Here is a 13,955-nt window from a genome sequence, read left to right on the forward strand (position 1 = left end):
ACCGCCCCGGAACCGTACCTAGACGGCCCCACCCGGCACACCCTTCCCCGAGTTATCCACAGGCTTGACACCCCGCATGTGCGAGCCACACCATTGAACCGAACGATCGGTCGGTCGGGAGGCAGGGGGATCACATGACGACGATCGCGCCGGGCGAGGAGTCCCTCGCGGCCCTGGAGGCAGGCTTCGACGCGGCCGTGGCCGCGGACGAGCGCATCGAGCCGCGCGACTGGATGCCGGACGCCTACCGCTCATCGCTGGTGCGCCAGATGGCGCAGCACGCGCACTCCGAGATCATCGGCATGCAGCCGGAGGCGAACTGGATCACCCGGGCGCCGTCCTTGCGCCGCAAGGCGATCCTGATGGCGAAGGTGCAGGACGAGGCGGGGCACGGCCTGTATCTCTACAGCGCCGCCGAAACCCTCGGCACAAGCCGCGACGAGCTGCTCGACAAACTGCACTCCGGCCGCCAGAAGTACTCGTCCATCTTCAACTACCCCACCCTGACCTGGGCCGACGTCGGCGCCATCGGCTGGCTGGTGGACGGCGCCGCGATCACGAACCAAGTCCCGCTGTGCCGCTGCTCCTACGGCCCGTACGCCCGCGCCATGGTCCGCGTCTGCAAAGAGGAGTCCTTCCACCAGCGCCAGGGCTACGAACTCCTGCTGGCCCTGAGCCGCGGCACCGACGCCCAGCACGCCATGGCACAGGACGCGGTGGACCGGTGGTGGTGGCCATCGCTGATGATGTTCGGTCCTCCCGACGACGCATCGGCGCACTCCGCCCAGTCCATGGCCTGGAAGATCAAACGGCACTCCAACGACGAGCTGCGCCAGCGCTTCGTGGACATCTGCGTCCCGCAGGCCGAATCACTCGGCCTCACCCTCCCGGACCCCGACCTCAGGTGGAACGAGCAGCGTGGCCACTGGGACTTCGGCCCCATCGACTGGGACGAGTTCCGCGAGGTCCTCAAGGGCAACGGGCCCTGCAACGAACAGCGGATAGGCCAACGCCGCCGCGCCCACGAAGAAGGCACCTGGGTGCGCGACGCCGCTGCGGCGTACGCGGCCAAGCACGGGGAGGGGACCCGATGACCACGACCGGCACGGAGGGCAGCGGAGGGCCGGAGAGCCAGGCGGGACCGGTCGGCCCCGGGGGCCAGGCCGGGCGGAGGAGCCAGGTCGCGCCGGGCGCGGCAGCAGGTCACGCGTCCGCCGTACCCCGGGGCGGCGCCTCGGCCGCTGCCTCCGCGCGGCCCGCCGACTGGCCGCTGTGGGAGGTCTTCGTCCGCAGCAGGCGCGGCCTGTCCCACACCCACGCGGGCAGCCTCCACGCCCCGGACGCGGCGATGGCCCTGCGCAACGCCCGCGATCTCTACACCCGTCGCTCCGAGGGCATCTCGATCTGGGTGGTCCCGTCCGCCGCGATCTCCGCCTCCTCCCCGGACGAGAAGGACTCCTTCTTCGAGCCGGCCGCCGACAAGCCCTACCGCCACCCGACCTTCTACGAGATCCCGGACGGGGTGCAGCACCTGTGAAGCCCGTACCGACAGCTCAGGACCCGGCCGCCACCCACAGCCCCGCGGCCCCCGCCCCCGTGGGCTCCCTCGCCCGGGACGTCGCCGCCGCTGCCCCGGCCCTGGCCCTCGGTGACGACGCCCTGGTCCTCTCCCACCGGCTGGGGGAGTGGGCCGGACACGCCCCCGTCCTGGAGGAAGAGGTGGCCCTCGCGAACATCGCGCTGGACCTTCTCGGCCAGGCCCGCGTCCTGCTCTCCCTCGCCGGCGACGAGGACGAACTGGCCTATCTGCGCGAGGAACGGGCCTTCCGCAACTGCCAGCTCGTCGAACAGCCCAACGGCGACTTCGCCCACACCATCGCCCGTCAGCTCTACTTCTCCACGTATCAGGAGCTGCTGTACGGCGAACTGGCCACCGGCGGCGGCCCGCTGGCCCCCCTCACGGCGAAGGCGGTCAAGGAGGTCGCTTACCACCGCGACCACGCCGAGCAGTGGACCCTGCGCCTGGGAGACGGCACCGAGGAGAGCCACGGACGCATGCAGCGCGGCCTGGACGCCCTGTGGCGCTTCACCGGCGAGCTCTTCGAGCCCGTACCTGGGCTGGACCTCGACCTGCCCGCGCTGCGCGACGCCTGGGCCACGCGCATCGAAGCCGTGCTGACGCGCGCCACCCTCTTGGTCCCGCAGGGCCCGAGCCGCGGTGCCTGGACCGCGGGAGCCGGACGCCAGGGGCTGCACACCGAGCCATTCGGCCGGATGCTCGCCGAGATGCAGCACCTGCACCGCAGCCACCCGGGGGCGACATGGTGACCACCGCTCTCGAAGAACGGCTGCGCGACCTGGCCGGTTCCGTACCGGACCCGGAGCTGCCGGTCGTCACCCTGGCCGAGCTGGGCGTCCTGCGCGGACTGCGGCTGACGGGCCCCGGGCAGGTGGAGGTCCAGCTCACCCCGACATACACGGGCTGCCCCGCCATCGAAGCCATGTCCGCCGACATCGAGCGCGTCCTCCACGACAACGGCATCCCCCAGGTCGAGGTGCGTACGGTCCTCGACCCGCCCTGGACGACCGACGCGATCAGCGCCGAGGGCCGCCGGAAGCTGACCGAGTTCGGCATCGCCCCGCCACGCCCCACCGGTCCGGCCGGCGGCCCCGTACCGGTGGCCCTGGCGATCCGCTGCCCGCACTGCGGATCGACCGAGACCACGCTGCTCAGCCGCTTCTCCTCCACCGCCTGCAAGGCCCTGCGCCGCTGCGAGTCCTGCCGTGAACCGTTCGACCACTTCAAGGAGTTGTGATGTTCCACCCGCTCCGGGTCGCGGAGATCGAGCGGCTCACGGACGACGCCGTCGCCGTCACCTTCCAGGTCCCGTCCGAACTGCGCGAAACCTTCCGGCACGTCCCGGGCCAGCACATCGCACTGCGCCGCACGGTGGACGGCCGGGAGATCCGCCGTACGTACTCGATCTGCACTCCGGCGTCGGACGAGCCCGCACTGCGGGTGGGGATCCGGCTGGTCGAGGACGGCGAGTTCTCCACGTACGCGCTCAAGGAACTGGCCGTCGGTGACACGGTGGACGTCATGGCGCCGACCGGGCGTTTCGTGCTCGAACCTCGCCCCGGGCACTTCGTGGGCATCGTCGGCGGCAGCGGTATCACCCCGGTGCTGTCCATCGTCGCGACGCTGCTGGCCCGTTGCCCGGACGCCCGTTTCTGCCTGGTCCGCAGCGACCGTACGGCAGCGTCGACCATGTTCCTGGAGGAGGTCGCCGACCTCAAGGACCGCTTTCCGGACCGCTTCCAGCTCGTCTCCGTCCTCTCCCGCGAGGACCAGCAGTCGGGGCTGCCCTCGGGCCGCCTGGACGAGGGCCGGTTGCGGGAGTTGCTGCCCGCCCTGCTCCCCGTGGGCTCGGTGGAGGGCTGGTACCTGTGCGGCCCGTACGGCCTGGTCCAGGCTGCGGAACGCGCCCTGCGCGCCCTCCACGTCCCCCGCGATCGCATCCACGAAGAGATCTTCCACATATCCGAGCCCGCCGCGCCCGCGTCGGCGCTCGCCGAGGCCGCCCTCGCAGGCGCCGCTCCCACGGTCACCACGGCCGGGAGCGTCCCGGCTGCGGGAACCGCGCTCCCCGGTGGTCCCGCGCCGTTCCGTGCTCCCGCGCACAGCACCGTGACCGCGACTCTGGACGGGCGGGCGGGCAGTTGGCCGGTCCTGGACGGTGAGCCACTGCTGGAGACCGTGTTGCGCAACCGCGCGGACGCACCGTACGCGTGCAAGGGCGGCGTCTGCGGGACCTGCCGCGCGTTCCTGGTCTCGGGCGAGGTCCGCATGGACCGCAATTACGCGCTGGAGGCCGAGGAAGTCGCGTCGGGATACGTCCTCGCCTGCCAGTCGCATCCCGTGACGGAGGAGGTCGAGCTGGACTTCGACCGTTGAGCCCATTCACAAATACTGCAACCTGTTCTAGCTTGACGACCCGTCAGGTAGCAGCCGTGCGGGCACGCGGGAGGACAGGCCAGTGGACTTCACCTTCTCCGAGGAACAGCAGGCGGCTGTCGAGGCGGCCAAGGCCGTCTTCGCGGACGTCGTTCCCGACAGTGTGCCGAGCCCCGCGCTCACCGCCGGACCGGTGGCCGACGACTTCGATCGCCCCCTGTGGCGCAAGCTGGCCGACGCCGACCTGCTGAGCCTGCTGCTCGCCCCCGAGTACGGCGGAGCGGGCCTGGACCCGATCGCCCTCTGCCTGGTGCTACGCGAGTCCGCCAAGGTGCTCGCCCGCGTACCGCTGCTGGAGAACAGCGCCGCGGCCCTCGCGGTCCAGACGTACGCCGCCGATGCCCTGCGCGCCGACGTACTGCCCCGGACCGGCCGCGGCGAACTGGTCATCACCGTCGCCACCAGCGGACGTACCGGCCACGACCCCGCCGAACTCGCCGTCACCGCCCGCCAGGAAGAATCCGGTTGGGCTCTCGACGGCATCCAGACCGCCGTCCCCTGGGCACAGAACGCCGACCGCATCCTCGTCCCCGCCCACACCGGCGACGGAACGGCCGTACTCGCCCTCGTCCCCCGCCTCCGGAACGGCGTCCGCCTCCACGACCAGGTCTCCACCAACGGCGAACGCCTCGCGGAAGTCCATCTGGACTCCGTACGGATCCGCTCCGATGACGTGATCACCGACCCGGGTGCCTGGGAGTGGCTGCGCACCGTCCTCACCACCGGAACGTGCGCGCTCGCTCTCGGCCTCGGCCAAGCCGTACTGGCCATGACCAGCGCCTACACGGCGAAGCGGGAACAGTTCGGCTTCCCCGTCGCCACCTTCCAGGCCGTCGCCGTCCAAGCCGCCGACCGCTACATCGATCTGCGGGCCATGGAGGCCACCCTCTGGCAGGCCGCGTGGCGTATCAGCAGCGCCGCGAGCGGTGCGCTGCCACCGGCAGGGGATGTGGCGGTGGCCAAGATCTGGGCTTCGGAGGGCGTGCGCCGCGTCGCACAGACCGCACAGCATCTGCACGGCGGTTTCGGCGCGGACACGGACTACTCACTGCACCGCTACCACGCCTGGGCGAAGCAGCTCGAACTTGCCCTCGGCCCGGCCGCCGCCCACGAAGAGGCCTTGGGCGAGCTGCTGGCCGCTCACGCCCTCGGCTGAGCGACCATCTGAAAGCAGCAGGTCAGATGACCGCGCCCGGCTCACCCCTACTGTCCTTGACCGGGCGGCCGGCGGCCTCCCACGCTTGCATGCCGCCGTCGACGTTCACCGCGTCGATGCCCTGCTGAATCAGGTACTGGGCGACCTGCGCGGAACGGCCGCCGACCCGGCACAGCACATAGACCTTGCCGCCATCGGGCGCCTGCTCCGTCAACTCGCCGTACCGGGCGACGAACTCGCTCATCGGGATGTGCAGCGCGCCCTCGGCGTGCCCCGCTTCCCACTCGTCGTCCTCCCGTACGTCCAGGAGGAAGTCCTCGGACGTCAGAGCGTCGACACCGACCGTGGGCAGAGAACCAAAATGCATGGCCCCGACGCTACCCGACCAACTGCGCCAGGTATGCCTCGCGCTCGGCGACGTCCGCGAGCAGCTTCTCGGCGATCTCCTCCAGCAGCGCGTCCGGGTCCTCGGGCGCCATCTTGATCATCGCGCCGATCGCGCCCTCCTCCAGCTCCGCTGCGACCGCCGCGAGCATCTCCTTGCGCGCCGACAGCCACTCCAGCCGAGCGTAGAGCTCCTCGCTCTCGCTCAGCCGCTGCTGCTGCGGCACGGGCCCGGCCTCCCACTCACGGGCCAGCTCGCGCAGCGCGGCCTCGTCCCCGGCACCGTACGCGGCGTTGACCCGCACGATGAACGCGTCCCTGCGCCCACGCTCGGCCTCGTCGCGCGCAAGGTCGGGGTGGGCCTTGCGCACCAGGTCGCGGTAGACCCGGCGGGCCTCCTCGCTCGGCCGCACCTTCTGCGGGGGCCGGACCGACTGCTCGGTGAGCATCGCCTCGGCCTCCGGGTACAGCCCCTCGGACCCCATCCACCCGTGGAAAAGCTCCTCGACGTCGGGCATCGGCAGCACCGCCGCCCGCGCCTCCCGGGCCTTGCGTACGTCCTCGGGGGCGCCCGTACGAGCCGCGATCGCCTCGGCGATCTGGGCATCCAGCTCATCCAGCCGCGAGTACATGGGGCCGAGACGCTGGTGGTGCAGCCGGGAGAAGTTCTCCACCTCCACCCGGAACGTCTCCACCGCGATCTCGAACTCGATCAACGCCTGCTCAGCAGCCTCCACAGCCTGCGCCAACCGCCGCGTCGAAGCCCCGGCCGCGCCACCGTCCTGGTCGGGCTGCCTCGGGCCGCTGTCTTCGTGGGGCTCCTCACGGTTCTCAGCTTCTTGAGGAGCGTGCGGAGCCTCGTGGGGGCGGGGGGCGGGGTCGGGGGTTTCGGGGTCACCGGCTTCGTGGGCGGGGGACGGGCCGTGGGTATGAACCGCTTCGCCCGGCCCATCAGGGGCTCCTTGACCCGCCGGTCCTACCGTCCCCATCCGGCCGTCCGATCCCGGATAGCCATACTGGCCCCCATGAGCCGCGGAGCCGCCCTCATCCGCCGCGGCCGCGTGGCCGGCGCTCCCGTTTTCGGCGTAGTCGCCTTGAGCCGGGTGGGCGCCCTGCCCCGGATAGCAGTCCTGCCCCGCAGCGTGAGCCGCGTGACCGCCCTGGGCACCGGGATCGGCAAGACCGCCGCGCGCCGCATGGGCCGCAGAGCCTGCGTAGTCCTCCTGACCCGCCGGGGCCTGGTGTCCACCCTGCGATGCGTGGGCCGCATGGCCCGCGGCCCCACGGTCAGCGTGTGCGTCCTGGCCGTCCTGCGCGTTCTCCGCCTGCGAGTTCGTCACCCGGCCACCCTACGGCCCGGACCGGCCCCGCTCAGACTCCCGTCTCCGCGGCTATCCGCCCCTTCCTGATCGCCGCGACCAACTCCGCGTGGTCCGCCTCCGTACGGTCCGCGTAGGCCACCGCGAAATCGGCCAGCGCCTCGTCCAACGCACCGCTCTTGCCGCAGTACCCAGCCACCACGCGCGGATCGGCAGTGTGCGCATGAGCCCGGGCCAGCAACGCGCCCGTCATTCGCGCGTAGTCGTCGATCTGGTCGCCGGCGAGAGCGGCTGGGTCGACGCTGCCTTTACGGTTCCGGAACTGCCGCACCTGGAAGGGCCTCCCCTCCCCCGCCCCCACCCGGCGTCGGCGCGCAGATATGCGGCGATGCGCATGCGCCCGACCCGTAGGGACAGCAGTTCCGGGAGGCGGCCGACGTTGGACTCCTCGACCGTCGTCACCGCGTCCGGCCGCCCGGCGTCCGTGGTGAACCGGCCGTGCGCGGAGCGTGGCGCCCTCTGCCGAAGCGCCTTGCCGACCGCCTTCGGCGCGGGGCCCCGCGCGTCCCGCTTCGCGAACCCTGGTACGTACGGCAATCGTGTCACCGCGCCCACCTCCCCCTTCGCCCCGTGGCACCGACGCCGGACCCGTCGTCCGGCCGCGTCGGAACGCCCGCAGAACCGGTGTCTGCCGCCGGTCGCCGGGACGCTGTCTCCGCCGCGTGTTCACGACGGTACAGACAGGCCCCGCCTCGCGGCAGGGCCTGTGGATAACTCTGCGTGACAGAGTCGTAGGTGATGCAGCACCCCGATCCGGGGGCCTTCGGCTCAGACTCCGACTGCCTCTTCCATCTCCTCCTCGGCAGCCTTGGCCTGCTCGGAGTCCTTGGCGTGCTCGGAGTCCTTGGCGTCAGCGGACCTCACGGCGTGGGCGGAGCGGCGCTCCGGCACCGTGGCGGCCACGGCGGCCGCGGCCACGGCCGTCGCGTTCTGCGCCGCGGCCGCCGCCGCGCGCCGGCGGCGCGCCTCGGCCAGGGACGCCACGCCGATCATCGCGAAGCCCACGACCAGCCACAGCACCAGCGTCCAGACGTGTCCGGCCAGCCCGTTGCCGTCGAAGTAGACGTGGCTGCGGGTGCCCTCGACGAAGCCGGCGCCGTTCCAGAATGCGTGGAGGGAGGCGAAGAAACCGTTCTGCAGCTCGGGGCGGAAGACACCACCGGCGGACGTGAAGTTGAGCATCACGAACAGCGCCATCACACCCAGCGTGGTCCAGCGCTTGAGGAACGTGTGCAGCCCGGTGCCGATCAGCAGAATGCCCGCCGAGTACAGCCAGGCCATGGACCACAGCCCCCACAGCCCATGATCGACGAGGTGGAAGACCGGCCCGGCGAAGAGCGTCCCGATGACACTCACCACGAAGGAGGTACCGACCGCCAGCGCCGCGCGCAGCCGGATCGGCAGTACGGCCCCGGCGCCGCCGATCACCGCGACCGAGGCATACGAACCGATGCTGATCGCGACCATCAGGAAGAAGAGGCCCTGGCCCGTCGGGTCGTCCTCGGCCGGCGGCGCGACATCGGTGACCTTGAGCGGTGCGCCCTGCTGGGCCGCCACGGGCGTGAAGATCTTCTGCACGACGGATGCCATGGTGTCGGAACCGGCCGACGCGACCAGCAGCTCAGGCGCCGCCTTCGTCCCGCCGCCCTTGACCGCCGAGGCGGCCGGCGCAGCACTGCCACCCTTCCCAGCCGACGCGCCGTCGCCCTTCGAGGCCGACGCTCCGCCGCTCGCCCCGGCCGGTGCGCCGTCCCCGGAGGCGGGCGCGTCCATCACGTACGCGCCGAAGATCTCCTGGTGCTTCAACTGGTCCACAGCCTCGGCCCGGCTGCCGACCGTGCGGACGTCCAGGCCGCCGTGCGCCTTGTCGCTGATCGACTGGGCGAGCACCTGCGTCTGGGAACCCGAACCGACCACGGCGACGGGCAGGTGGTGCGGCTCGGGGTGCGCGAACGCCCCCAGATAGGCCAGTCCCATCCCGATGCACATCAGCAACGGGGTGATCAGATGGGTGAGGACATGCCGCAGATCGGCTCGATGATCGGGGCGGTGGTGGTCGGGGCGTCGGACCGAACTCATGCGTCGTGCCTTCTCAAGCTAGTCGCTCAGCGTCGAGTGTAGTTGGCTTATACAACTCTCATTTCACGTTGTACTATACAACCACTTCGACGAAAGGCAAGCACCCGTGGCCCGCAGAGACGAATCCGTCGAGACCATCCAGCAGGAGATGACCGCGTTCGCCCGCCGGGCCCGCGCCACCGCCGCCCGTATGCACCCCGAGCTGTCACTCGTCTCGTACACGCTGCTGGCGCACCTCGACGACCAGAAGGGATGCCGCGCGACCGACCTGGCCGCGCACTACCTCCTGGACAAGTCCACGGTCAGCCGGCAGATCTCCGCCCTGGAGAAGCTCGGTTTCGTGGAGCGCCGCGTCGACCCGGACGACCACCGCGTCCAGGTGCTGCACCCCACGGCCAAGGGCGCGCAGACGCTGGCCAACGTCACCGCCAGCCGCCGCCAGGCGTTCCACGAGCGGCTCGCCGACTGGGACGAGGAGGACCTGGACCGTTTCGCTTCATACCTGCTGCGCTACAACGCCGCGCAGGAACGCCACGGCTGAGCCTCGCGACCGGGCTCCGGCCCTCCGGCCCCACACGCCTCGGACACCCGGGAGCACCCGGCACCCTCCACCCCGACCGCTCACTTCCGGAAGCGCTCCGGACACTGTCCGCCGTCGGCGAGGTACGTCTCCGCCCACCGGCCCAGCTCCTTGAGCGCGGGGTCGAGCGCCCGCCCGGCCTCGGTCAGGCGGTACGAGACGCGCAGCGGCGGGCCGCCGTCGACCTCCCGTACGACGAGACCGGCCGCGGACAGCTCCGTGAGCCGGTCCGAGAGCATGCGTTCGCTGATTCCGGGGACCGCCCGCCGCAGCTCGGCGAAGTGCACCGGGCCTCCGAGGAGGACGGACACGAGCAGGCCGGACCACCGCTTGCCGAGCAGCGCGAAAACCCGCGCCATGCCGGCGTCCACCTGCCTGCATGTCTCCTCGCCGCGCTCCGCCATGCGCCCAGGGTACTGCCTTCCCGTTGGGTGCTGCGGAAAAGTAAGCTACTGTGCTAAACACAGTTACGACCGGAACTCACCCTCGGGCCGCGCGCCGGCCACGACCGAAGGACCGCATCATGGCCACGCTTCTGCACCTCGACTCCTCCCTCTTCCCGGCCGACGGGTCCGCCTCCCGCGCGGTGACCGCCGCCTTCCGCAAGGCCTGGGAGGAGCAGCACCCCGACGGCACCGTCATCTACCGGGACCTCGCCGCCACGCCGCTGCCGCACCTGGAGGCCCCGGGCTACACCGCCGCCTTCAGTGCCCCGGACGCCCTCACCCCCGAGCAGCGGACCGCCTTCGCCCGGCGCCTGGAACTGGTCGAGGAGCTGGAGAAGGCGGACGCGGTCGTCATCGGCGCCCCCATGTACAACTTCACGATCGCCTCCACGCTGAAGGCATGGCTGGATCACGTGATCTTCATGGGCCGGACCACCGGGGAGGAGTCCTCGCTCAAGGGCATTCCGGCGATCATCGTCACCAGCCGCGGTGGCTCGTACGCCCCCGGCACGCCCCGAGCGGGTTTCGACTACGTCCAGAACTACCTGGGGGCTGTGCTCGGCACCATGTTCGGCATGGAGGTCGACTTCATCGTCCCCGAGCTGACCGCGGCTCCCCGCAACCCGGCGATGGCGGACCTCATACCGCAGTACGAGGCCTCCCGTGACAAGGCCCTCCAGGACGCCGCCGACAAGGCCAAGGCCCTCGCCGCGCGTCACGCCGCCTGACACACGTCCGGCGCACGCCCCGTCACCCGCCGGGACGGCCCGGACCGGACCGCACACCCCCGTCGGCCAGGCGAACCCCCCGGCCGACCGGCCCGTGCGAACCCAGCCCGGTGGGAACGGTCGGGCGCGAGCCCGGCCGTCAGCCGCAACCGACCGGACACGAGCCCACCCGCCGGGAACGGTCGGACGCGAGCCCACCCCGCCGGAGCAGTCGCACGCGAGCCCGGCCGCCAGCCGAAACCGACCGGGACACGACCCCACCCCACCGGGAACGGTCGGACGCGAACCCACCCGCCGGGCCCCGCCTCGGGCCCCCACCCCGCCCCCGGCCGAGGCCCCCACGGATACCGGATCCCAACAGGCCCCAGCCCGGCAGAAACCCAGCCCCGCCACCGCCCCTCACCCGGGGCTACGCCCCCGCCCCCAACTCCGCGTCCCGGGCGAGCAGGGCCGCCTGGACCCGGTTCTCACAACCCAGCTTGGACAGGATCCGGCTGACGTACGTCTTCACCGTCGCCTCGCTCATATGGATCCGCTCGCCCGCGTCGGCGTTGGAGAGACCCTCGCCGAGCAGGGACAGCACCTCCCTCTCCCGCTCCGTCAGGACGGACAGCCGCTGTCTGGCCTCCTCCGCGCGCCGGGCCGTGCGGGTCGCACCGGCCCCACCGCCGGGACCGCTGCCGTGCGTCACCAGCGAATCGGCGACATGCCGGGTCGCCGCCGGCGACATGTAGGCATGGCCGGCGGCGGCGGCATGCACCGCCCGGATCAGTTCGTCCGGCGCCGAGTCCTTCAGCAGGAAGCCCGCGCTTCCCTCGCCCATCGCCCGCAGGACGTTCTCCCGCTCCCCGAACGTCGTCAGGATCAGAGCCCGCACGGACGGTGCCGCCCGGCGCAGCTCGGCCAGTGCCGTCAGCCCGTCCATGACCGGCATCTGGATGTCCAGGAGCACGACGTCCGCACCATGGCCACGCGCGGCCTCGACCGCCTCCTTGCCGTTACCGGCCTCCGCCACGACCGCGATGTCCCGGGCGGAGGTCAGGATCATCCGGATGCCGGCCCTGATGAGCGGCTCGTCGTCGGCGACGATCACCCTGATCACTCGGACTCCCGCACGGGCTGGATCGGTTGCTTCCACGGACAGCGCCATCTTCCCCCCATTCACACGCCGGCCCGTCCGGCCGCGCTCAGACCTTCCCCAGGAAGGTCCGCTTCTCCACCAGCTTTCCGCCCTTGAAACAGAACCGGAACGCACGGTCCTCGTCCCAGTTCTCCGACGGTTCCGTGGACATGAACGTCTCGCAGCGCGCGCCCTCCGGCTTCGCGGGCCCCTGGTCGTTCAGCCCGCTGTTGAGGAACGACCCGGCCGGCAGCCGCTCCCGGGCCTCGGCCTCCGGCAGGCCGAGCTTCATCTGCTCGTAGGTGTCCGGCGACACCGCGGCGTCCTCCATCGCCTTGAAGACCTCGACCGTCCCCCAGGCGGTCACCGGTCCCAGCACCACGACCACCCCCGCCGCCAAGCCGCACCCGACAGCGAACCCGCGGCGCCTGGCCTCCCCGCGGAACATCGCCGTGTCCGGCGCCGCGTACACCCGGGACCAGTCGATGACCGGCTGACCGTCCTTGCCGGTATGCACCACGGGACGCCCGCGACCGTGATCCGAAAAGCCGCCGCCCGCACCGACCGGCTCGACCGCCGGCACCGGCTCCGCGGCCGTCGTCGCCACCGTCACCGGCCCGTACGGAAGTACCCCGGCGAGCCGGAAACCGCCGTCCGGCACCGGGCCGCTGTGCACCATGCCGCCGACCAGCCGGGCCCGCTCCCGCAGCCCCGTCAGTCCCTGGCCGCCGCTGACCTCCGGACCGCCGGCCGCGCCCGGCGGCACCGGCCCGTTGACCACCTCCACCAGCAGCGAGTCCGGCTCGTAGCGCAGCGCCACCGTCACCGGCGCGCCCGACGCGTGCTTGTGCGCGTTGGTCAGCCCCTCCTGCACGACGCGGTACGCGGCCCGGTCGACGGCCGGCGCCAGCGCACGCGGCTCCCCCGACCGGGCGACGGCTATTCGCGCCCCCGCGCCACGCGACGCCTCGACCAGCGCGTCCACCTGGGCCACCCCGCGCCGCCCGGCGTCCGCGGCCGTGCCCGCGCCGATCGCCGGATGCGCCGCGGCCGTGTCCTCGTGCTCGTCACGGAGCAGGCCCACGACCTCGCGCAGCTCGCGCATCGCCGCCACCGACGCTCCGCGCAGCACGCCCACGGCCTCCCGCTGCCGCGCGTTGAGTTCGCAGTCCACCTCCAGCGCGCCCGTGTGCACGGCGATCAGCGTGAGCTGATGGCCCAGGCTGTCGTGCATGTCCTGCGCGATGCGCTGCCGCTCGCGCAACTGCGTCTGGCGGGCGATCATCGCGTTCTCCCGCAGCAGTTGTGAGCGTTGCGCGTGGAGGATGTCCACCAGGGTGCGGTTCTGGGACCAGTAGCGGCTCGCGATGCCGGGCATGGCCACTATCGCCAGGAAGGACACCGCCAGGAACATCAGCGTTTCCGGCGACACCAGCGGGAAGTCCTCGACCACGGGCACCACCATGCTCGACAGCAGCGCCACCGCGAACACCACCAGCGCCCGCGCGCTGCCCGCGATCCGGCGCCCGGCCGACCAGCCCGCCACGATCAGCAGCGCCGCCACCCCCACGAACATCCAGCTCAGCGACGCCGCGAAGATCAGGACCGTGCCGGGCAGGGCACGGCGCAGCGGCGAGAGCACCATCACCGCCACCGTCACCAGCCACGTACGGACATCGCTGGTGTCGCTGATCTTCTCCACGCCGAGCGCGATCAGCCCCAGCAGCAGCGCCAGCAGCGACTCACCGACGACGCGGTACGGCGGCCACTGCTCCGGGCGGGCCAGGCACCGCCACAGCCGCCCTGCCGCGGCCCGGACCGCCGTCGCCCGGGCCGCCACCTGTGCATTCCCCGTGATGTTCACGCACCGAGCGTAGGAAAATCCCACCCGCCGGCGCAGTCACCGTTCGTCGTTCCCTGCCGCGACGAAAGTCGCTGATCCCCCGCCAGGCCGTCTCCGCAAGCCGATCCCACACACCGGCCCCACACACCGGCCCCACACCCCAGCTCACAAACCACCCCCACACCCCACCTCGCAAACGCCCCTCATGCCCCCCGCTCACCTACC

14 protein-coding genes and 1 pseudogene are annotated in these 13,955 nt (G+C 71.9%); 8 read left to right on the top strand and 7 right to left on the bottom strand.

What is annotated here, in order from left to right; translation table 11 throughout:
- The first annotated feature begins 134 nt into the window (after positions 1-134).
- From paaA to ACH4EB_RS08745, 6 genes are all read left to right on the top strand, one after another.
- Positions 135-1,094 carry a 1,2-phenylacetyl-CoA epoxidase subunit PaaA gene (paaA, locus tag ACH4EB_RS08720; RefSeq protein ID WP_398346667.1) on the top strand — a complete coding sequence of 320 codons (960 nt, stop codon included), beginning with the start codon at positions 135-137 and terminating at the stop codon, positions 1,092-1,094.
- On the top strand, positions 1,091-1,537 hold the full coding sequence (gene paaB, locus ACH4EB_RS08725; RefSeq protein WP_398346668.1) for a 1,2-phenylacetyl-CoA epoxidase subunit PaaB: 447 nt from the start codon (positions 1,091-1,093) through the stop codon (positions 1,535-1,537). Before paaA ends, paaB begins: the two co-directional genes overlap by 4 nt.
- Positions 1,538-1,596: 59 nt before the next feature.
- Complete coding sequence (paaC, locus tag ACH4EB_RS08730; RefSeq protein ID WP_398347057.1) at positions 1,597-2,328, top strand: 1,2-phenylacetyl-CoA epoxidase subunit PaaC; 732 nt, start codon at positions 1,597-1,599, stop codon at positions 2,326-2,328.
- Positions 2,322-2,816, top strand: a complete 495-nt coding sequence (gene paaD, locus ACH4EB_RS08735; RefSeq protein ID WP_398346669.1) for a 1,2-phenylacetyl-CoA epoxidase subunit PaaD — start codon at positions 2,322-2,324, stop codon at positions 2,814-2,816. Before paaC ends, paaD begins: the two co-directional genes overlap by 7 nt.
- Complete coding sequence (locus ACH4EB_RS08740) at positions 2,816-3,955, top strand: 2Fe-2S iron-sulfur cluster-binding protein (protein ID WP_398346670.1); 1,140 nt, start codon at positions 2,816-2,818, stop codon at positions 3,953-3,955. Before paaD ends, ACH4EB_RS08740 begins: the two co-directional genes overlap by 1 nt.
- 82 nt (positions 3,956-4,037) lie before the next feature.
- A complete protein-coding gene (locus ACH4EB_RS08745) occupies positions 4,038-5,171 on the top strand; it encodes an acyl-CoA dehydrogenase family protein (protein WP_398346671.1) in 1,134 nt (377 codons plus the stop codon).
- 22 nt (positions 5,172-5,193) lie between these two features.
- Here ACH4EB_RS08745 and ACH4EB_RS08750 read toward each other — a convergent pair whose 3' ends face one another.
- The 4 genes and pseudogenes from ACH4EB_RS08750 to ACH4EB_RS08765 all read right to left on the bottom strand — a co-directional run bounded on the left by ACH4EB_RS08750 (position 5,194) and on the right by ACH4EB_RS08765 (position 9,013).
- Complete coding sequence (locus tag ACH4EB_RS08750; RefSeq protein ID WP_398346672.1) at positions 5,194-5,538, bottom strand: rhodanese-like domain-containing protein; 345 nt, start codon at positions 5,536-5,538, stop codon at positions 5,194-5,196.
- A gap of 10 nt (positions 5,539-5,548) precedes the next feature.
- The gene (locus tag ACH4EB_RS08755) at positions 5,549-6,304 is read right to left on the bottom strand and encodes a hypothetical protein (protein ID WP_398346673.1); all 756 of its coding nucleotides are present in this window, start codon (positions 6,302-6,304) and stop codon (positions 5,549-5,551) included.
- Positions 6,305-6,926: 622 nt separating this feature from the next.
- Positions 6,927-7,223: pseudogene (locus ACH4EB_RS08760) on the bottom strand (DUF2252 family protein); the annotation flags it as partial.
- 479 nt (positions 7,224-7,702) lie between these two features.
- Positions 7,703-9,013 (bottom strand): ABC transporter permease, encoded by a 1,311-nt coding sequence (locus ACH4EB_RS08765; protein WP_398346674.1) that lies wholly within the window; start codon positions 9,011-9,013, stop codon positions 7,703-7,705.
- A gap of 106 nt (positions 9,014-9,119) precedes the next feature.
- On the opposite strand from ACH4EB_RS08765, the gene ACH4EB_RS08770 reads away from it, so the two are divergent.
- Positions 9,120-9,554, top strand: a complete 435-nt coding sequence (locus ACH4EB_RS08770; protein ID WP_398346675.1) for a MarR family winged helix-turn-helix transcriptional regulator — start codon at positions 9,120-9,122, stop codon at positions 9,552-9,554.
- 80 nt (positions 9,555-9,634) lie between these two features.
- On the opposite strand, the gene ACH4EB_RS08775 is transcribed toward ACH4EB_RS08770, so the two are convergent.
- A complete protein-coding gene (locus ACH4EB_RS08775; protein ID WP_398346676.1) occupies positions 9,635-9,997 on the bottom strand; it encodes a winged helix-turn-helix transcriptional regulator in 363 nt (120 codons plus the stop codon).
- Positions 9,998-10,116: 119 nt separating this feature from the next.
- Here ACH4EB_RS08775 and ACH4EB_RS08780 point away from each other — a divergent pair, with 119 nt between their 5' ends.
- Positions 10,117-10,767, top strand: coding sequence for an FMN-dependent NADH-azoreductase (locus ACH4EB_RS08780; RefSeq protein WP_398346677.1), 651 nt, complete (start codon positions 10,117-10,119; stop codon positions 10,765-10,767).
- A 409-nt stretch (positions 10,768-11,176) separates the two neighbouring features.
- Here the strand turns inward: ACH4EB_RS08780 and ACH4EB_RS08785 are convergent, their stop codons facing one another.
- Positions 11,177-11,869, bottom strand: a complete 693-nt coding sequence (locus ACH4EB_RS08785) for a response regulator (RefSeq protein ID WP_398346678.1) — start codon at positions 11,867-11,869, stop codon at positions 11,177-11,179.
- A gap of 85 nt (positions 11,870-11,954) precedes the next feature.
- Positions 11,955-13,751 (bottom strand): sensor histidine kinase, encoded by a 1,797-nt coding sequence (locus tag ACH4EB_RS08790; RefSeq protein WP_398346679.1) that lies wholly within the window; start codon positions 13,749-13,751, stop codon positions 11,955-11,957.
- Positions 13,752-13,955: the final 204 nt, after the last annotated feature.

The sequence above is a fragment of the Streptomyces sp. NPDC018045 genome (genome assembly GCF_044327445.1).
GTDB lineage: Bacteria > Actinomycetota > Actinomycetes > Streptomycetales > Streptomycetaceae > Streptomyces.

Excerpts from the sequence above, each read along its gene's own strand:
- paaD (WP_398346669.1), top strand. The coding sequence starts at position 2,322 with ATGGTGACCACCGCTCTCGAAGAACGGCTGCGCGACCTGGCCGGTTCC.
- ACH4EB_RS08775 (WP_398346676.1), bottom strand. The coding sequence starts at position 9,997 with ATGGCGGAGCGCGGCGAGGAGACATGCAGGCAGGTGGACGCCGGCATG.
- ACH4EB_RS08765 (WP_398346674.1), bottom strand. The coding sequence starts at position 9,013 with ATGAGTTCGGTCCGACGCCCCGACCACCACCGCCCCGATCATCGAGCC.
- paaB (WP_398346668.1), top strand. The coding sequence starts at position 1,091 with ATGACCACGACCGGCACGGAGGGCAGCGGAGGGCCGGAGAGCCAGGCG.
- ACH4EB_RS08780 (WP_398346677.1), top strand. The coding sequence starts at position 10,117 with ATGGCCACGCTTCTGCACCTCGACTCCTCCCTCTTCCCGGCCGACGGG.
- paaA (WP_398346667.1), top strand. The coding sequence starts at position 135 with ATGACGACGATCGCGCCGGGCGAGGAGTCCCTCGCGGCCCTGGAGGCA.
- ACH4EB_RS08750 (WP_398346672.1), bottom strand. The coding sequence starts at position 5,538 with ATGCATTTTGGTTCTCTGCCCACGGTCGGTGTCGACGCTCTGACGTCC.
- ACH4EB_RS08740 (WP_398346670.1), top strand. The coding sequence starts at position 2,816 with ATGTTCCACCCGCTCCGGGTCGCGGAGATCGAGCGGCTCACGGACGAC.